The 18799-nt window shown below is 62.8% G+C and carries 13 protein-coding genes and 1 pseudogene; 3 read left to right on the top strand and 11 right to left on the bottom strand.

The window, feature by feature from the left end; genetic code table 11:
• Positions 1-69 precede the first annotated feature (69 nt).
• Positions 70-366 carry an InlB B-repeat-containing protein gene (locus COLINT_RS06830; RefSeq protein ID WP_169302880.1) on the bottom strand — a complete coding sequence of 99 codons (297 nt, stop codon included), beginning with the start codon at positions 364-366 and terminating at the stop codon, positions 70-72.
• 91 nt (positions 367-457) lie between these two features.
• On the opposite strand from COLINT_RS06830, the pseudogene pyk reads away from it, so the two are divergent.
• Positions 458-1789, top strand: a pseudogene (gene pyk / locus COLINT_RS06835) (pyruvate kinase); the annotation flags it as partial.
• Positions 1790-1928: 139 nt separating this feature from the next.
• Here pyk and COLINT_RS06840 read toward each other — a convergent pair.
• Both COLINT_RS06840 and COLINT_RS06845 read right to left on the bottom strand, forming a co-directional pair.
• Positions 1929-2786: a DUF4430 domain-containing protein gene (locus COLINT_RS06840; RefSeq protein ID WP_006723725.1), complete on the bottom strand. Its 858-nt coding sequence runs from the start codon at positions 2784-2786 to the stop codon at positions 1929-1931.
• Between the two features lie 12 nt (positions 2787-2798).
• Positions 2799-7391 carry an outer membrane protein assembly factor BamB family protein gene (locus COLINT_RS06845; RefSeq protein ID WP_169302881.1) on the bottom strand — a complete coding sequence of 1531 codons (4593 nt, stop codon included), beginning with the start codon at positions 7389-7391 and terminating at the stop codon, positions 2799-2801.
• Between the two features lie 624 nt (positions 7392-8015).
• On the opposite strand from COLINT_RS06845, the gene COLINT_RS08210 reads away from it, so the two are divergent.
• Positions 8016-9005: a DUF389 domain-containing protein gene (locus COLINT_RS08210; protein WP_233418405.1), complete on the top strand. Its 990-nt coding sequence runs from the start codon at positions 8016-8018 to the stop codon at positions 9003-9005.
• A gap of 173 nt (positions 9006-9178) precedes the next feature.
• Entirely contained in the window at positions 9179-9907 is a 729-nt protein-coding gene (locus tag COLINT_RS06855) for a B3/B4 domain-containing protein (RefSeq protein ID WP_006723728.1), read from the top strand.
• 250 nt (positions 9908-10157) lie between these two features.
• On the opposite strand, the gene COLINT_RS06860 is transcribed toward COLINT_RS06855, so the two are convergent.
• The 8 genes from COLINT_RS06860 to COLINT_RS06895 form a co-directional block, all read right to left on the bottom strand.
• On the bottom strand, positions 10158-10922 hold the full coding sequence (locus COLINT_RS06860; protein ID WP_006723730.1) for a gamma-glutamyl-gamma-aminobutyrate hydrolase family protein: 765 nt from the start codon (positions 10920-10922) through the stop codon (positions 10158-10160).
• A gap of 4 nt (positions 10923-10926) precedes the next feature.
• The gene (locus COLINT_RS06865; RefSeq protein ID WP_006723731.1) at positions 10927-11664 is read right to left on the bottom strand and encodes an amino acid ABC transporter ATP-binding protein; all 738 of its coding nucleotides are present in this window, start codon (positions 11662-11664) and stop codon (positions 10927-10929) included.
• An 83-nt stretch (positions 11665-11747) separates the two neighbouring features.
• The gene (locus COLINT_RS06870; protein ID WP_006723732.1) at positions 11748-12608 is read right to left on the bottom strand and encodes an amino acid ABC transporter permease; all 861 of its coding nucleotides are present in this window, start codon (positions 12606-12608) and stop codon (positions 11748-11750) included.
• Positions 12605-13264, bottom strand: a complete 660-nt coding sequence (locus COLINT_RS06875) for an amino acid ABC transporter permease (protein WP_006723733.1) — start codon at positions 13262-13264, stop codon at positions 12605-12607. The genes COLINT_RS06870 and COLINT_RS06875 overlap by 4 nt, the downstream gene beginning before the upstream one ends.
• 162 nt (positions 13265-13426) lie before the next feature.
• On the bottom strand, positions 13427-14416 hold the full coding sequence (locus tag COLINT_RS06880; protein WP_006723734.1) for a glutamate ABC transporter substrate-binding protein: 990 nt from the start codon (positions 14414-14416) through the stop codon (positions 13427-13429).
• A gap of 222 nt (positions 14417-14638) precedes the next feature.
• Positions 14639-16435 (bottom strand): 1-deoxy-D-xylulose-5-phosphate synthase, encoded by a 1797-nt coding sequence (locus tag COLINT_RS06885; protein WP_006723735.1) that lies wholly within the window; start codon positions 16433-16435, stop codon positions 14639-14641.
• 159 nt (positions 16436-16594) lie between these two features.
• Positions 16595-18031 carry an MFS transporter gene (locus tag COLINT_RS06890; RefSeq protein WP_006723736.1) on the bottom strand — a complete coding sequence of 479 codons (1437 nt, stop codon included), beginning with the start codon at positions 18029-18031 and terminating at the stop codon, positions 16595-16597.
• A gap of 152 nt (positions 18032-18183) precedes the next feature.
• Positions 18184-18780, bottom strand: coding sequence for an MGMT family protein (locus tag COLINT_RS06895; RefSeq protein ID WP_039910691.1), 597 nt, complete (start codon positions 18778-18780; stop codon positions 18184-18186).
• Positions 18781-18799 lie beyond the last annotated feature (19 nt).

Below are 18799 nucleotides of genomic sequence, written 5' to 3' on the forward strand. Positions count from 1 at the left end.
CCCCGGGTTTTTACCCGTAAACCCGTTTACGGGTAACCCGGAAAAAACGGGGGTTTTTACGGGTAAAGTTTACAAAACCCCTTTTACCGGTTTCCCTAACCAATCCCCCGCGATGGCTGCATTGGCATCCCATGGACGCGTGAGCTGCTCGTCGACGAACCAACCTTCGAATGTATAACCTTCGCGCACAGGCTCGACCGGAGCGGGAAGCTTCGCACCGCGTTTTACATACACCTTGGTGCGTCGCGCGCCGTTATTCGGCTCAATGGTGACCGTCCATGAGGGCGCGCCCTTAAGAGCGAAGAGCTTACCCGAGTCATTCTTGTAGTACAGCGAACCATCTGGACCGGCGATAACGGAGTTCAAACAGTATTCCTGGTTTGCGTCGCTGGGCGTGTACAGCTCGTCGACCGCCTCATCGCCGATACGATAGCGATACAGGGAGCTCGGTTCCAACCATCAGGGCCGCATCGAGCGTGTGCGCCGCTGCGCCGCCAAGGTCGGCAAGCCCGTCGGCATCCTGCTCGACACCAAGGGCCCCGAGGTCCGCACCGGCCTGCTCGAGGGCCACGCCAAGGTCGAGGTCCACGCCGGCGACAAGATCACCGTCACCGCCCAGCCCACCAGCGAGGACTGGCTCGGCAACGCCTCCCACATCTCCCTCGACTACGAGAAGCTCCCGTCTGAGGCTGAGAAGGGCTCCATCATCCTGATCGACGACGGCCTGGTTGGCCTCGAGGTCGAGTCCGTCGACGGCCAGGACATGCACTGCGTCGTCCTTAACAACGGCCTTATCGGCGAGCGCAAGGGCGTCAACATCCCCAACGTCGACATCTCCCTGCCCGCCGTCACCGAGCGCGACCGTCAGGACATCCTGTTCGGCCTCACCCAGAACATCGACTACATCGCGGCCTCCTTCATCCGCAACGGCAAGGCCGTCGAGGACATCCGCCAGCTGTGCCGCGAGAACGGCGGCGAGCACGTGACGATCTTCCCGAAGATCGAGTGCGCCCTGGGCGTCGAGAACTTTGACGAGATTCTCGAGGCTTCCGACGGCATCATGGTCGCCCGCGGCGACCTGGGCATCGAGATTAAGCCCGAGCTCGTTCCGCACATCCAGAAGGAAATCATCGCCAAGTGCAACGCGGCCTACAAGCCCGTCATCACCGCTACGCAGATGCTCGACTCCATGCAGCAGAACCCGCGCCCGACGCGCGCCGAAGTTGCCGACGTCGCCAACGCCATTTATGACGGTACCGACGCCGTTATGCTGTCCGGCGAGTCCGCTGCCGGCAAGTACCCGGTCGAGGCCGTCAAGATGCAGGCCTCCATCGCCATCGAGACTGAGAAGCACATGGCCGTTCACGCCGAGCTCGCCATGCCCGAGGGCGCTTCCGGTACTCGCGTCGTCAACAACGTCGTGGGCATGTCCGCCGTCCAGATGGCCACCGCCGTGGGCGCCAAGTGCATCACCGTGCCCACCACCACTGGCCGCACCGCCCGCCTGATCTCCCACTTCCGCCCGAACATGCCCATCCTGGCGTTCTCCCGTCACGAGTGGGCTGTCCAGCAGATGATCATGTACTGGGGCGTCATTCCGCGCCAGGCCGAGATTACCCAGGGCACCGTCAACGGCACTATCGTGAAGGCCGTCGAGACGGCCAAGGAGCTCGGCTTCGTCGAGAAGGGCGACCTCACCGTCGCAACCGCCGGCGACGCCCGCCTCTCCGTCCAGCTCGAGGGCAAGGTCTCCTCGACCAACCTCGCCTACGTGGCTCAGGTCCGCTAATTCCAACAGCGCACCCATCGCGTACGCAAAAGGCACCGACTTCGCGTCGGTGCCTTTTTTCATGTGCAAAGAACTTGCTCCCCGCAACATGCAAAACCCCGAGCCCGGACCATCGTCCAAGCTCGGGGCTTTCGAAAACCTATCCCGTCACGTACACCCATACGACGCTATCACCGTCGTGCAGCTCGTGCACACTCGCAGAGTGATTTGGGAACGTGCCGTTGACCTTGTACTTCCAGCCGCTTCCCCCACCATGGTCGAACTCCGATAAGCCGCCGATACCCGCGACGTACACACCGAAGGCCGAATTGCGGGAATTGACGGAGAGCCCAGTTGCGCACAGGGCGTCATACGCCGTGGACGAGGGCGCGAGCGCAACCGTGGTATTTGCCGAAACAGAGCCTCCCACCGATGAGGAGTCGACCGTGACGTTCACACTGATCGTAGCCGGGGCCTGCGGAGATACAGCCTGCTGACCCGATGAGCCGGATCCCGACCCGCTGGGAGCCCCCGGTTTGCCGGCGGCCTGACCATCGGAAGAGCCGGAAGAACCCGATGAGCCGGAATGTGCAGCGGACTGCCCCTGAGCGCCCTCGGTAGGCGCAGCGGAACCACCGGACGAGCCATCCGCCTTGTCGGCGCCGCCACCCGTCGAAGCCGAGGCTTTTGCCCCGTCGCCCCGGTCGGGGTCGGCGTCGGAAGACCCCATTTCGTCGTCCGCACGCGCATCATCCGCATCATCCACATCAGCCGCAACGACCGCCGATCCGGCTTGCTGAACCTCAGGCGCGGGACTCGGACGGAGCGCGAAGTATGCCCCGGAGCCGATCACCAGTACCAGAGAAACCGCAAGCACCGCTCGTGCGAGGACCTGAGACCGGGATGCCCCGGGTGCTCCGTCAGATGTCTCGGCACCGCCGTTTGCTCCTTGAGAGGGGGCACCGGGGTACACCCGCTCATCAATCGTCTCGCGTATCTTCTTATCTACATCTGCCATATGGCTGCCTTTCTATCGACGACGACGGAATGCGCTCACCGCAAGCCAACCGCCTGCTGCTGCCACACCGACAACGCCGACAACCCCGGCGGTCGCCATGGCCCGTTCCATGACCGAGGAGGCACGTGCGGCGCCCGCAGCTATACCTGCAGACTCTGCGTCGCCTTCGGGCTGCTCGCTCCCTGCTTGCTCGGATGTTCCTTCGCCCTCGGTGCTCTTTCCGTGCACATTCACGGACTTGGCCGCGGCGGTCTTGCTGGGCCCCTCAGCCGGTTTTGTCGTACCGCCCGCCTGGGGCGCCGCGTGCTGAGGTCCGGTCGTCGGCCGCTCCTGAGAGCCGCCTGCTTGCTGTCCGGCCGACTCGCCCTGGTCAGACGGCGGGATGACCTCGGGGGCCGTTCCGTCATCTCCGCCGGGCGCAGTCGTGACGCCATCCCCATCGGAACCGCCACCCGGCTGCTCCACCTTGCTCCACTTGGCATACAGAGTCGTATCCCCCGCGATGGCTGCATTGGCATCCCATGGACGCGTGAGCTGCTCGTCGACGAACCAACCTTCGAATGTATAACCTTCGCGCACAGGCTCGACCGGAGCGGGAAGCTTCGCACCGCGTTTTACATACACCTTGGTGCGTCGCGCGCCGTTATTCGGCTCAATGGTGACCGTCCATGAGGGCGCGCCCTTAAGAGCGAAGAGCTTACCCGAGTCATTCTTGTAGTACAGCGAACCATCTGGACCGGCGATAACGGAGTTCAAACAGTATTCCTGGTTTGCGTCGCTGGGCGTGTACAGCTCGTCGACCGCCTCATCGCCGATACGATAGCGATACAGGGAGCTCGGTTTCCAATTCACCGTGAAGTAGACGTACGCCCCGTCGTCCTGGACGGACACGAGCGGGGAGGATTGCGAGTACATCGTGGGCAGCGCACCGCCGTTGGTGAGCTTGCACATCTCGCGCTCAACCCGCATAGTCTCCGTGTCGATCACGAACACCGCGGCGTACTTCATATATTTACTCGGACCCTGAGTGGCAGATTGCCCGCAGAGCACGATCTTGCCGTCCACGATGGCGGGTGTCGACGTATTGTACTTGCCGAACGTGACGCTTGCCACCTCGCAGATCGACCCATCGGCGGACATCGAGAGCTTGTGCAGCGTTCCCTTGTAGTCCGCAACGTACAGGTACGAGCCGTCTGTGACGACGGTGGAGCGGACCTGAGCGCCCGCGTTGAACGGGGTACCCACCGTCTCGCCCGTAGCGGGATCGAAGGCGTAGACCAAACCCGCATCATCGCCGACCACCAGGTAATCGCCAAACGCACAGGCTCCGGCCCAGTAATAACCGCCCTTGGCCTCATGCTGCCAGCGCACGGCGCCGGTCTGCAGGTTCACGCACATCAGGTAGCCCGAACCCGAACCGTCATAGCTGCCATCCGTGGTGCCCGTGTACACGTAGCCATCGCGCACCGTCAGCGTGCCGAGGGACTGCTGGGGCCTCGAATCGCCCGACGCGGACGTCACCGGCTGGGTCACCCAAACGGTGGTGAGCGTATCGGCAGTCAACGCCTGCAGACGACCGCCGCCCAGAGGAACGACAATCAGGCCCTCCGCGTACACCATGCGAGATGTCGAATCGATCGGCACGAGCAACTGTGCCTCGCGCACCGTCTCGCCCGTGGCGGGGTCTTTCATAAGCAGCTTGTCATTCGACGCGATGTAGAGGTAATCACCCGCAAGGATGGGGTCGGAGATACCGGGGGCCTGTGAACCGCCCTCCCCCACGCTGACGACCCACTTCTCCTCCGCCGCCTCGACGGGCGTCAGAGACGACGTCGGCTTGTTCGAAGTAGTGAAGCTCGGCCAGGAGCTTTCCCAATCAGGACGTGGGGCGGCCGGATCGATCGCGATGTCCTGCTCGGGAAGCACGGCGCCCGAGTCATCCTCGTACACAAGCTCAATCACATCACCATCGGCGACCTGGTACGCATCCGGATACACCTTGGCGTCCTCGCCGTTGACGACGAACTTCCAGAAGCGCCACGGCGCAGAAGACGACATCGCGAGCGTGCGCTCACCGCCGGGGGTCGTGATGGAGAACGGCACGCCTCCTTCGAGGCTGTAGGTGTAACCCGACTGGGTCAGAATCCTGGCAAAGAGATCCCATGCCGTTGCGGCCTCATCAGGCTCGACTGTCAGCTCGGTCAGAGGAATCCACGTTTCACGCCGCACGCCCTCGTCGGTCTCGGGGGCCACGCCCACCACACGCGCGGAAACGGCGAGTGCCTTGCCGGCATTTGGATCGTCCTCACCCGTCGTGCCGCGCACAACGAAGGTCGCAGAGACTTCCTGACGGCTCAGCGCACGATACTTCTCGAGGACGACGGGGTTGATTGACGGATCATCTTTGAGGCGCTCGTAATAGTCGCCGTACTTCTCACTCTTCAGGCAACTCGTGATGGTCACGCGCGTGTTGTACGTCGGCGCCTTCAACATGTGCAGCGTCTCGGACTCGATCACCGAAGGAGCGCTCGACTTGAACTTGTCCCACTGCTCACTCGGATGAGAAAGGTCGATGGAATCGGGCACGATGCCGGTGCCAGAGACCTCGGCACGGGTTCGCGCCCACACGAGATTGCCAGATTCGTCCAGACGGGCTTGCATGAAGTAGCGAAGGTCCTTGGAAACCGCGCCCGGGCGGGCGTTGTCGCCCAACAGCGCCTGAGCATAGCCGTCCTTCACCTGCTGCATAAGAGCGAGCTCGCGATCGATATCGGCAGTGTCCGAGGCCTTCACGGTCAGGTCGATCGACCGGGTGCGAGCGACATTTCCGCTCCTCACCGTCACCACGAGGGTGTCGTGCGCATCGGGGTAGCCGGGCGCCGGTCGCGTCACACGCAAACGGCTCCCATCAACCGTGCACGCGCCATCCCCGCCGGATTCCACCTCGTACTGGAGACGGTACTTCCGCGCGGTAATACCGAGATCCCTCTTGATGGGAAGCTGGATATCGCCCGTCACGGCCGCCGGGTCGATTCGCTCCTTCGAGCCGAAATCCTTGAGCTGCACTTTGCCAAGCGCGGCATCGAGACGGTCCTCAACCGTCGGATCAGTGGCAATCGACTTGACGATGACTTTGAACGTCTTGTTGACTGCAGGCGATTGCTCTCCGTCTGTGGCGCCGGTGAAACGAAGCGTCGCCGTCAGCTCGGCCTCGACATCCTCGGACTGCTTGCGCGCAAGCTTGCCCTGGGCGTCGACCACGCCGCTGTCGCTCGTCTGCCAGCTGAGCTCCACCCAGTCGGGCAGAATCGGATCGAGGTCCAAATCCTTGCGCGCCTCGACCGTATTCGAATCGTCATGTGCCTCGCCGCCCTCAAAAACCAGGAGGTCCGAAGCCTTGAGCTTATGCCCGGCAAACTCCTCGAGGCTTTTGCGCACGCGCGCCATATCCCAACGGATGATGATATATCGCGTCCATGTCGCCGTGGTACCGCCCGCAGCGATCTCGAAAACGACCTTGACACTCGCAGAGCCAGCGGGCTTGTCGACCTTTGCCAGATCCTCGAAATAAAAGGTGACGTCTCCGTTGCCCTCGCCCTCGGCGGCACTGACCGTCGCATCGCCCTTACCGGCCTCAGCTGACACTACACGCGCAGTCGCATGGGTGAACCCAAGCTCATGGAGCTTATCTTCCACGAGCTTGCGCACGTTATCGCTCGTTCCATACGCGGGGCTCGGCATGAAAGAAGCGCGATCGAGGGCGGCGATGGCCGCCTGAGCGGACTGGGAGCCAAGCACAGGGCCGGCAGTCGCCTTGACCTCGTTGTAGCCACCGGCCGTCGCCGTAACTCGGATCTTCGCTCCGACCATGGACGAATCGAGCTTCAACTCCTGCTTTGTGGCGCCGGCAATCTTCTCATACGAACCCGTGGCGGTGCGATCGATCCACCACTGGTAGGTCACACTCCCCTCCGGCGGAACCTTTCCCGCCGTGAGCACAGGCCTTGCAACCAGTGTCGCCCGGTCGTCGACGGTTCCGCCATCCTTGGCCGCAATCGAGATGTTCGCCAAACGCAGCGAACCCGCTCGAGCGATGGGGCCCTTCACGTAAGAAACGGACCCCGCACCACTTGTAGCATCGACGCGCAAATACATGCCAAGCGCCTCTACGCCCGCAGGAATATGAGCGACTGAGTCCGCACCAAGCCCTCGGCCGCTGGTGTCACCTTCATTTTCAAGCAGGGACCACGTATAGCTCACGCCCTCGGTAACAGGCGTGCCATTCGATGCGCTGTCAGCAGAGCTGCCGCCCGTGATGGTAACCGCCTCGATCGCGTCTCCCGGAGTGAGTAGGGCATCCACATCCGCGCTGATCTTCTTGCCGGCGCGGTGCATTTCGACGCGGCTCAACTCGATCGTCTTTGATTCCTCGACGGCAGTCGCGGGCTCGGTCGCATCGGACGAGACTCGTTCCACCACGACATCGGGCGCAACCTCCGCGGACGGAACTGACTCGTCGGAAGCTTCAGCCGTCACATCCCCCGCAAGCGCCTCCTGCGCCCATAGAGGCGCCGGCACCTGCCCGACCAGCAGCGCGTTGATCAATAGAATGGTAAGACCTTTGCGAGCGACGGGCCGCCACGCAATCTGCGACCACCCGCGCGATTCGGGATTTCCGATCATATCGGACCCTTCCTATCCAGGGCCGCGCGCCGTTGGGCGCGTAGATGAGAGGCGATCCGACTCGGCAATCCATCGCGGCGGGATTCGTCCGATCTGCGATTCCCTATTGCCACGATTTGCATCACGGTTACTGGTATAGCTGGGGATTTGCACCCCGATTCTCCTGGCAGTACGCCCTGATAGCGCACGGCCGTGCGTCTCCGCACCATCACCTTGGCCAATTTAAAATCATGCTAGCACAGGCACATCCTCATTCCGGACGTAGGGGAATCAAATGCGAGCACTATCGCCGCAAAATCCCACGTCCCATACGTTGACACGATGACCGCTTGGGACAAGAATGCCGAGGTGGCAGGGACATTCGAGGTCCTCGGTACAAACATGGGACGGATCATCTTGGCAGAACACAACGAGAATCTGAGAAAGTACATCAACCGGCACAGGCGCCGGCACGGCCAACGCGGCACGCTCGAACGCTGGGGCCATGACTTTCATCGATTCCTCCGGCGCGCATTCAACATCCGAGAAGGCCGCGCACCCTACCACGTGATCAGGAAGCGCTTCGTCAACGGGGCGCGTCTCAACGGAACCCACCTGTGCATTCTCGTGATCGCCATGGTCATCGCCTGCGTCGGCTTGGACACCGATTCGGACATCGCCATCGTCGGAGCCATGCTCATCTGTCCCATCATGGGATCCGTCCTCGCCATCGCCTACGGCATGGCGACGGTCGATCGGGCGCTCATCCGCGACGCGGTGGGCGGGCTTGCCCTGCAAATGGCCTTCTGCCTCGTCACCTCAACGCTCTACTTCCACTTCTCCCCCGTCGCCGGCATGACCCAAGCGCTGACCGACAATTCCAATCCCACCGCATGGGACCTGCTGCTCGCGCTCGTGGGCGGCTTCGCCGGCGGGCTGGGCAATTCACGCGACCAGGAACCGGCCACCCTCATCTCCGGCGTGGCGGTGGCAACCTCGCTCATGCCGCCACTATGCGCCGCGGGCTTTGGCCTGGCAGCCGTCGACGGCGGGCTTTTCCTCTCCGCGCTGTACGAATTCGGCATCAACGTCGTATTCATCGCGCTCTCCGCACAGGTCGTGCTGCTGCTTCTGCGCGTGCCGCTCAAGCGGGACCTCAACGACGACGGCGTGATCACCGCGGCCGAGGAGGAGAGCATACAGGCGCTCTCCCATTCACTGCGCTGGCGCATCTTGCTCGGCACGGGGCTGTTCGCCATCCCCTGCCTGTTGCTCACTGCAAATCTGATTCGCGAAGCGGACGCCCCGGCACCGGCGGCGTTCGGCGCAACCGAAACAGCACAAGAACTTGCCGTTGTCTGCCCCGGTTTTGAGGAGTACACCGTGGGCAACGAGACTGCCGTCGAAGCGGGTGACACGCAGGGGCGCGCGGAGCTTGTGGCGCACGTCTCGACGAATGTCGCCCTCGACGAGGAGGCTCGCAAGGTCGCCGAGGATCTCATCCGCATCGACGTCCCCGAGATCGACCGTGTCGAGTTTTCAGTCGCAGCCTCTTAGCGTACAATGACCCCTGATACATAAACGCCCCCTTCTCCGGATGGGGGCGGCGCTGAGGCGCTCACGTGCCGGCACCGTAGGACTTTGAAGGTGGCCGGTGGGTGGGCGCCTTTTCGCAAACGGGCAATTGCACACAATTTCCCGGGCAATCGCCAATTCAAAGGAGGAACCACATGAAGAAGTTCGTGACCGAGGATTCGTTTTGGCAGCTCTTCCCGGGCGCATCGCTCGGCGTTATCGTCGCGCGCGGCATGAAGCCGGCGAACGAGATATCACCCGAAGACGCGCAGGCGATCGAGCAGCTTCTCAGCCGCGCCAATGCACTCGCCGAGAAGCACTTGGAATCGTCCACCCTCTCCGAGAATGCGCCCGTTCGCGCTTGGCGCCAGGCCTATCAGCAATTCAAGACCAAGCGCGGTGCGCGTTGCTCCATCGAGAACCTGCTCAAGCGCGTCCTCAAGGGCAACCCCGTTGGCAGCATCTCACCCTCGGTGGACCTCTACAACGCGATCTCCCTCAAATACGCCCTGCCGCTGGGCGGAGAGGACCTCGATGCCTTTGAGGGGGACCTGCGCCTTCGCATCACCGAGGGCGGCGACGCATTCACGCCGCTTGGCGAGGGTGCCGAGAACGACCCCACGCTGCCCGGAGAGCTCGCCTATGTAGATGACGCGGGTGCCGTGTGCCGTTGCTGGAACTGGCGAGACGGCGTGCGAACCGCCCTCACCGATAACACGGGCAATGCCTTCCTCATCGTCGAATGCGTCGATCCCGAGCGCATCGAGGACTGCCGCGCCGCCACCGAAGAGCTCGCGCAGCTCGTTGAGCAGCACCTGGGCGCGACCATCGCGGTCGCAGAGCTCATTACATATGATCATCGCGAGGCAATTATCGAGCCCTAGAAACTCGATCAAGCGGACGAAGGCGTTCGAGGTGCATCCCACGACCACGACCAAGTTGAGCTTTTTCGTACTCAGTTTGTCCTTTAGCGAGTAGAGATGCCGGCCGGCCGTTCGCGACCTGCGCTTTTAAAGCAGATCGAAGACGCCCTACTCGCCTTGCTCCGATTTTGATACGAAAAAGCTCATCCAACTTTCTTGGCGCGTCGAACGGATGCCCTCAATCGCATCTTTCCGCCAGCAGCGACCCAACTCACCGCTCGTCACGCGCCGCCCGCACAAAAGCGCACCAGAGCTTGAAGTCGGTGGGTATGGACTCCCAGGTGTACTCGGGATGCCATTGCACACCCATGCAGAAGCGCTCGTCCTCCACCTCGATGGCCTCGGGAACGCCGTCGGTTGCCACGGCCACGAGGCGCACGCCGTCGCCGAGCCTATCGACGCAACAATGATGGCTCGAGTTGACCTGCACCTCGCCCGGCCAATCGAGGACACGGGCGAGCAGCGAGCCGTCCTCGACCGCGATCGGATGCGCGGGATCGTTCAGGATCGGGAGATGGCGCCAATGGACCTTGCCCTCCGGCACAGGCAGGCTCGGCACGTCCATGCACAAAGTGCCGCCAAGCGCCACGTTCAGGATTTGCATACCGCGACACGTCGCGAACAGGGGCTTGTGTGCCTTCAGCGCCGCGCGGATGAGCTTGAGCTCGAAGGAGTCGCGCTCGTGGCAGAGCAGGCGCTCGTCATACGGCTCCTCCTCACCCCACAAGGCGGGGTCCACATCCTGCCCGCCGGGAATCGCCACGCCATCGGCCATCTCAACATAACGCGCGATGACATCCTCGTCCTCGGTGAGCGCCATGATGAGCGGCAAGCCGCCCGCGGCGAGAATCGCGTTGAGAAACACCGTGGACCCCGTCTCCTCGGGGGCCAGGCGCTCCGGCATCTGCAAGCACGGCTTGGGCTGCTCCAGACGCGGTGCAATGAGAATTATCGGTCTGTCATCTGCTGCGGTCATAGGTCTAATGTCCCTTGATGGAGTCGAGGAAGTCACGGGCGCGCTGGGATTGCGGATGATCGAAAAAGGCGTCGGGCGCCCCCTCCTCCACAATCGCACCGTCGGCCATGAACACGACGCGGTCGGCCACGCGACGGGCGAAGTTCATCTCATGCGTCACCACGATCATGGTCATGCCCTGACGGGCGAGATCGACCATGACATCGAGCACCTCGTTGATCATCTCGGGGTCGAGCGCGGAGGTGGGCTCGTCGAAGAGCATGGCCTTGGGGTGCATGGCCAACGAGCGGGCAATGGCGACGCGCTGCTGCTGACCGCCGGACAGCTGAGCCGGCACCTTATTCGCCTGAGACGCCACGCCCACGCGATCGAGCAGCCCCATAGCCCGCTGCTCGGCTTCCGCCTTGGACAGGCCGAGCACCTCGACGGGGCCGAGCGTGACGTTTTGCAAGATGCTCATATGGGCGAACAGGTTGAAGCTCTGGAACACCATGCCGAGCTCCGCGCGCATGGCGGCGAGCTCGCGGCCCTCCTGGGGAAGGGGCTTGCCCTCGATGAGGATCTCGCCCGAATCGATGGTCTCCAAACGGTTGATGGCGCGGCACAGCGTCGATTTGCCCGAGCCCGAGGGGCCGATCACCACGACGACCTCGCCCTTGCCCACAGAAAGGCTCACGTCCTTGAGCACATGCAGGTCACCGAAATGCTTGTCCACATGGCGAAGCTCGATGATGGGAGCCATGGAACTCTCTGACTGATTGGACATATCGAATCCGTTCTCACGAGGACTTGATCAACGATGCGTCCGCAATGGACGCTCGGGGGTTAGGCGGGATTGGTGCTGTAGCGGCTCACCACGCGGGTGCCGCTGCGGCGCGCCACGTACACCGACAATTGATTGATGGCGTAGTTCAACAGGATGTAAATCACCGCCACAACCAGATAGGTACTCACCAGGGCATCATAGTTGGTGATCAGCACACGGGCGTTCTGCAGCATGTCGGGATAGCTCACCACATATGCGACCGTGGTGTCCTTCACCACGACCACGAGCTGGGAGATGAGCGAGGGGATCACGTACCTGATCGCCTGGGGCAGCACGATCTTGAGCTTCACGCGAAACGGGCTCATGCCGAGCGCCAGCGCCGCCTCGGTCTGACCGCGGGGAACGGCATTCACACCCGCGCGAAACACCTCGGCGAGCACGCCCGAAGCCGCGAGCGCGACCGGCAAGGCAAGCATCCAAAACGACGACATCCTGATGCCGTACTGGGGCACCACCAGGAAGAAGAAGTAAATCAACAGCAGGCTCGGCACGCCGCGGAAGAAATCGGTCACGACACGGCAGGCCGCCTCGAGCACACGAATGCCGCTCGTGCGCCCGAGCATGAGGGCAAGACCCAAAACCAACGCGATGCCGCCGGCGGTAAGCGCCACCGTGAGGGTACCGCGCAAGCCCGCGAGCAGGTAGCGCCACGTGCTCAACTGCGTGAAGAACATCCAGTACCTCGGGCTGAGCTGGCCGGTCGCCCAAAATTGATACACCACAAATCCCAAAAGTAGGGCGACCAACACGGCCGTGAGGGCCGTTCCCACGCGGATCTTCGCGAGAGTCTTGGGGCCGGGGGCCTCGTACAGTGCATCGCGGATACTCACGGGACGGGAGGTTGAAGTCATGGTGCTCATCGGACGATCCTCACCTTCCGGTCGATTCGATTGCCCACGAACGCGATGACCACCGCGGTGAGCGCGTAGCCGGCAGCCGAAACGGCAAAGGCCAAGATGCCGCCAGTCGCACGCGTGTTGATATAGGAGACCACGCCGGTGAGCTCAAGGGGATCGAGCGGGACCTGCGAACCGATCGAGGTGGTGAGCAGCACGGCGATGAGCAGGTTCGTCATGGGCAGCACCGTGGTGCGCAGGGCCTGGGGGATCACGATCCGACGGAGCATCTGCCCAAATGAAAGACCCAGCGATCGCGCGGCCTCGATCTGGCCCACGCCGATGGTGTTGATGCCGGTCATGAAGTTCTCGGAGCCAAAGGCGGAGGCCACGAGCACCACCGTGAGGATCACGCACGTGCGGTACGGCAGCACCAACTTCAAGCTGGGCAACGCATATACGATGATGATCAGCAGCGCAACGCCCGGGATATTGCGGAACACCTGGACGTAGCCATCGCCCAGCAGGCGCAGCGGCTTGAACGGGGACACGCGCATCACGGTCACGACGACGGCGAGCGCCATCACGAGCGCAAAGCAAAATGCCGTCATCCCCCAGGTGGACAACAGCGCCTCCCAATAATTGCGCCCATAGGTCGCCATCAGCTCCGACAGTCCCATGAACACCCCTTCCCCACGTTTGACCCTGTCAGCTACAACGCCGCGGAGGCGCCGACCCACCCGTCACGCATCGCGTGCAGGCAGGCGCGGGCGCCTCCGCACATCCTCGTAATCGGCGTCGCCCTCCATCGGTGCGAGCGACGCCACGCACATCTCGCGAGCCTACGCGCCGATCGCCGGAGGCTGCGGGACCTCGTCGATCTCGGCACGATCGCCGATGCAGAGCTTCCACAGCTCCTCCCAGGTACCGTCCTCCTCGACCTTGGTCAGGAAGGCGTTCACGAACGCGACGCCATCGGAGTCGAGCGGGAGGCCGATGCCGTACAGGTCCTCGGGGCCAAAAGGCTCGCCAGCCATCTTGTATTTACCAGGCTGCTTCATCATGTCGGAGAAGAGCATGTTGCGATCGATGACATAGGCGTCCACGCGACCCTGGGCGAGGGCGCTACGTGCCTCCTCGTCGGTCTTGAACTCCTGAAGCTTGGCGTCTGGGCAGACCTCCTCCATGATGCTCGGGCCGGTGGAACCGGACTGAGCGGCCACGTTCTTACCCGCGAGATCGTCGACGCTGGCGATATCGTCATTGTCGGCGAGCACGAGAATGGACTGCTGCGTGCCATAGTAGGGACCGGCGAAGGAGATGAGCTTCTTGCGGTCCTCGGTGATGGAATACGTGGCGAACACCGCGTCGACCTGGTCATTTTGCAGGACGGACTCGCGCGTGTCGGACGTGACCTGCGTGGCCTCGAACTTGGATTCGTCGCCCAGGATGTAACGGACGAGCAGCTGGGAAAGACCGGCATCGAAACCGCGCAGCTTGCCGTCCTTCTCATTCAGCAGGCTGAAGAGCATGGAGGTCTGGACGACACCGAGGCGCATCGTCCCGGCGTCCTTGATCTTTTGGGCCCACTCGCTGGAGGCGATGGTCGCGTCATCGGCGACGGCACCGGAGGCGATCAGCTTGTCATAGGCGACGGCGTCGAGAAGCGCGGGCTCCTGATCCTCAGCGACATCTCCCGTGGAGGACCCGGCGGGCGCCGGGGCGGCCGGCTGCTCGCCGCATGCTGCCAGGCCCAACGTAGCCGCGCCGGCAACTGCGGCGCCCAGTACCTGGCGACGGTCGAGCGTGAACTCACGCATGGTCTTGCTCATGAGGGTTCCTTTCCCCTGTATGCGATAATACTTTATTATACCGCAGTGTTTGCTCAGTCAGTCCAACGCACTCGTGGACTTACGCGTTCTTATGCCCCAACCGCGGCACTTGTATCACTTGCGCGGCAACCACAGCTTTTACGCGATGACGCCCGCGTTATGGAGCGCGGGCATCATCGATGGGTTAGATGGGATTGGGAACGTCTCACTCCCGATGCGACGTCAGGAAAGGGCGACGCGGATATCGGCGGTGATCGCCTCGAGGGTCATGCCGTTCTCGGCAAGGAGCTCGTCGGCGTCGAAACGATCCGGGAAGCCCTTGCGCACGCCGTAGCACAGCACCCGTACGCTGGTCGGGCCCAGGTAGCGAGCGACCTTCTCGCCCCAACCACCCTCGAGCACACCGTCCTCGAGCGTCACGATCACACGGTGGGAACGGGCGAGATCGTCGAGGGTCGCCTCATCGAGTTCGGTGGCGAAGCGCGGGTTCACCAGGGTCGCATCGAGCGCAGGCCCGCCGTCCGCAGGAGCGGAAAGCGCGTCGCACAGGCTCTCACCCAGGCTGAAGAAGCTGCCCAACGCGAGAATCGCAACATCGGAACCCTCGTGTACCACGTCATAGCGCGGGAGGGTAAAATCGGCCGGGGCCTTAGGGTCGAGCGCGAAGTCGGGATTGGAAACGACGCCATTGCCGGGAACGCGAATGACCACAGGACGAGAATCTTGGTCGATAGCCCAATCCAGCATGGCGAGATACTCCTCGCGACACGTGGGCGCCAGGCAGCGCAAGTTGGGCAGAGCCCCCTGCAGGGCGAGGTCGAAGAAGCTCAGATGGGTCGCATCGCTCGTCCCATACACGGAGGAGCCGAAGTCGAGGATGACGGCCGGCAGGTTGTTCAGGCACAGATCGTGCCAGAGCTGGTCATACGCGCGCTGCATGAACACGCCGTACAGGCCGAGCACCGGCTTGGCGCCTGCGCGCGCAAGGCCCGCGGCGTAGGTCACGGCATGCTCCTCGGCAATGCCCACATCCACGAACTGGGAACCCGCGGCATCGCGGCGGGGCTTGGTGAAGCCCATGATGTAGGGCGTGGCGGCGGAAATGCCCACCACGCGCTCATCGGCGGCCATACGCATGAGCAGGTAGCGGCCGGTGATATCCGCGTAGGTCTCGCTCTTCTCGCAACGGCTACGGCGGAGCGCCTCATACGTGCCGGACTCGATGTCAAAGGGGCCCACGTGGTGCCAACCCTCGGCGTCGTCCTCTGCGGGCTCGTAGCCGGAGCCTTTGACGGTGCACACGTGCAGGACGACCGGATGGTCGATATCGCGCAGCTCGAGCAAGGCGCGCTCGACGGCCGCCTCGTCGTTGCCGTTGGCGAGGAAACGATAGTCGAGCCCCAAGGAGCGGAAGAAGTTGTTGGGAGCGGCACCTTCGCTCTCGCGCAACTCGGCGAGGTTGCGGTAGATGCCACCGTGATTCTCGGCGATGGACCAGCCGTTGTCGTTCACGATGACGATCACGCCGGTGCCGAGCTCGGCAAGGTTGTCAAACCCCTCGAACGCAAGACCACCGGAAATGGAGCCATCGCCGATGACGGCGACGACGTTGTAATCGGCGCCCATGAGGTCGCGCGCCTTGGCCATGCCGCAAGCGAGGCTCACGGAAGTGGAGGTATGGCCGACGGAGAACAGGTCGTGCTCGGACTCGGTCGGGCTGGTGAAACCGGACAGACCGCCGAAACGCTCAGCGTCGAGGTAGTTCGCGGCGCGACCCGTGAGCATCTTGTGCGCGTACGTCTGATGGGAAACGTCGAAGATGAGCTTGTCCGTCGGCGAATCGAACACGCGGTGCAAGGCGACGGTAAGCTCCACGACGCCGAGGTTCGAACCGATGTGACCCCCTACCGAAGCCGAGCTCGAAAGGATGGCCTGGCGAATCTCAGAACAAAGAAGCGGCAGGTCGGCGGCATCGAGGTCCTTCACGTCCTGCGGCGATGAAATGCGTTCCAGCAGCATGCGTGCGACGAACCTCCCGTGATGCGAATGACGAACAATGTATTACGTAGAGTACCAGTTTCGCATACTCCGATGATGAAAATGAGACATATCCGCCAAACGGCAATAGGTCCCGAGCACATCGGGACCCATCAAGAGACGCATGCGACAAAAGACGCCCTATCGCTGAGAACGCCTACGCGCGACCATGCGGCCCATCGCCAGAGCGAAGCCCACGAGCACGAGCGCGGCGGTGACGACGTAGACGATATGGTACCCGTACAGGAAGATGTCGGGCCTCCCCTCGACGAAAGCCGTCACATGGCGGCCGGCCGCGACGCTCATCTGGCCATAGAGGATCGAAGTGGAGCCCGAAATACCCACCGCCATGCCCAGGTACCGGGCGAGCGCGCTCACACTGCCCGCAAATCCGAGCATCTCGGTGGAGACGGAGCCCATGATCAGCGAGTTGTTCGGAGACTGGAAGATCGACGTGCCGAACGAGGCCAAACCCAGATAGAACAGGATCTGCGGCAGCGTTGCCGTCATCCCGAGCGTGCCGGTGAGGTACAGGCCCACGCTGAACGCACCCAGGCCGAGAACCGTGAGCAGGTTGCATCCGATGCGGTCGGACACGGCACCGGATATGGGTCCCGCAACCGCGTTCACCAGGGGAATGATGCAGAAGATCAGGCCGGATGCACCGGGGTCGAAGCCACGGGCATCCTGCAGGTAAAAGGGCGTCATGAGTTCATAAACACCGATGGCGACGAAGCTGATGAACAGACAGACGACGTTCACCGCGAAATGACGGTCGGAAAAGATCGCCAAGTTGACCAGTGGATGCTCGACGCGGCGCTCGTGCAGCCCGAAGAACACGAGCATGAGCGCGCCCGCAACGAGCGCGAGCGCGGCAGCGGGGCTCGCGTTGCCCTGCATCATAGTGACGGACAGGAACGTGAGCAACATGCCGGGAACGAGCAACACTGCGCCCTTGACGTCCATGGACTGTCCCGCGCATTCGGGCGTCGAGCGCGGCAAGGTGAAGTGCCCTATGACGAGGGACAGGATGCCGACCGGCACGTTGATGAGAAAAATGCCCTCCCAAGGGAACATCGACACGATGAAACCGCCCAACACCGGACCGCACATCATGCCGAGCGCCACGAAGCTCGCCAGTAGGCCGAGCGCGCGGCCGCGCTCACGGGCGGGAAAGGCTTCGGTGATGATGCCCATATTGTTCGCCATGGCCGATGCGCCGCCGATGCCCTGAACCGCGCGAGACGCCACGAGCGCCGGCAGCGAGGTCGACATGCCGCACATAAGGGAGCCGATGGAAAAAATCACCACGCCGATCTCGAAATATCGGACCTTCCCATACAGGTCGCCCAACCTGCCGAACACAAGCAAAAAGGCGCACATGGTCAGCAGGTACACCGACGAGATCCACTGGATTTGGTCGAGTCCCGCCCCCAACGCCTTTTGCATGACCGGCAACGCCACGTTGACGATGCTCGAATCGAGCGTCGCCATGAACGTCATGATGAGAACGGTGAGCAGAATCGCCCACTTATTCGAAGATCCCGCAGACGCGGCACCAGATCGCATATCTCCCATGCACCCACCTCCATAAAAATAGGGCCCCCACCTCATAGCAGCTTGAGCTGGGAACCCGTTCGGTTCGTTGAATCAATTGTCTGGACCTCTTTTGTACCATGAATCGCCCGACGCGTGTGAGGAACTTCACAGCAAAACCAAGGGGTGCCCGATCAGCAGGTGGCTTCCAGGGTGCGCAGCGCGACGCTAACGCGCTCACGGGGGTCGTCGGGCGTCAAAAGGCCTTCGACGCGATGAATAGGAACGATGACCCGAACCGGGCAGCGCAACGCGGCGTCACAGACGGCGCACACATCGGGCGCACCCCCGATTCGAGACGCCACGCTCGCCGCAACCTCATCGACCGTGACGACCTCACCATACGACACCCCGAGCAGCGCCACGCATACCGCATGCTCGAAGTCGTCTCCGCCGAAATCCATCGGGGGAACCCATCGTGGAGCCTGCCCGGCGAAATAGGCGTTGAGCCACGCCCAGGAGCGTTCCAACACGGCGATCGCGGAGCCGTGCGCCGGACTCGACGCGCACATGGGACGGGCGCCCGAGAGCGCATCGTAACCTTCGATCTCCTCGACCGTGGCAGCGGAATCGGGATCGATGAGGCCGCCGCCATTCATGTCGAAGCGAGCGGAATCGGCGCACATCGAGGGAGCACAGTCGACCCCCCGAAACCACAGACCGGCCAACCCGCGCGCAGTGGCGGCAAGCGAAATGTCGCCCAGCGGCGAGTGATATATGGTCGTGATCATGCGGGCCCCTCTCGTCCCC

The organism is Collinsella intestinalis DSM 13280 (genome assembly GCF_000156175.1).
Lineage (GTDB): Bacteria > Actinomycetota > Coriobacteriia > Coriobacteriales > Coriobacteriaceae > Collinsella > Collinsella intestinalis.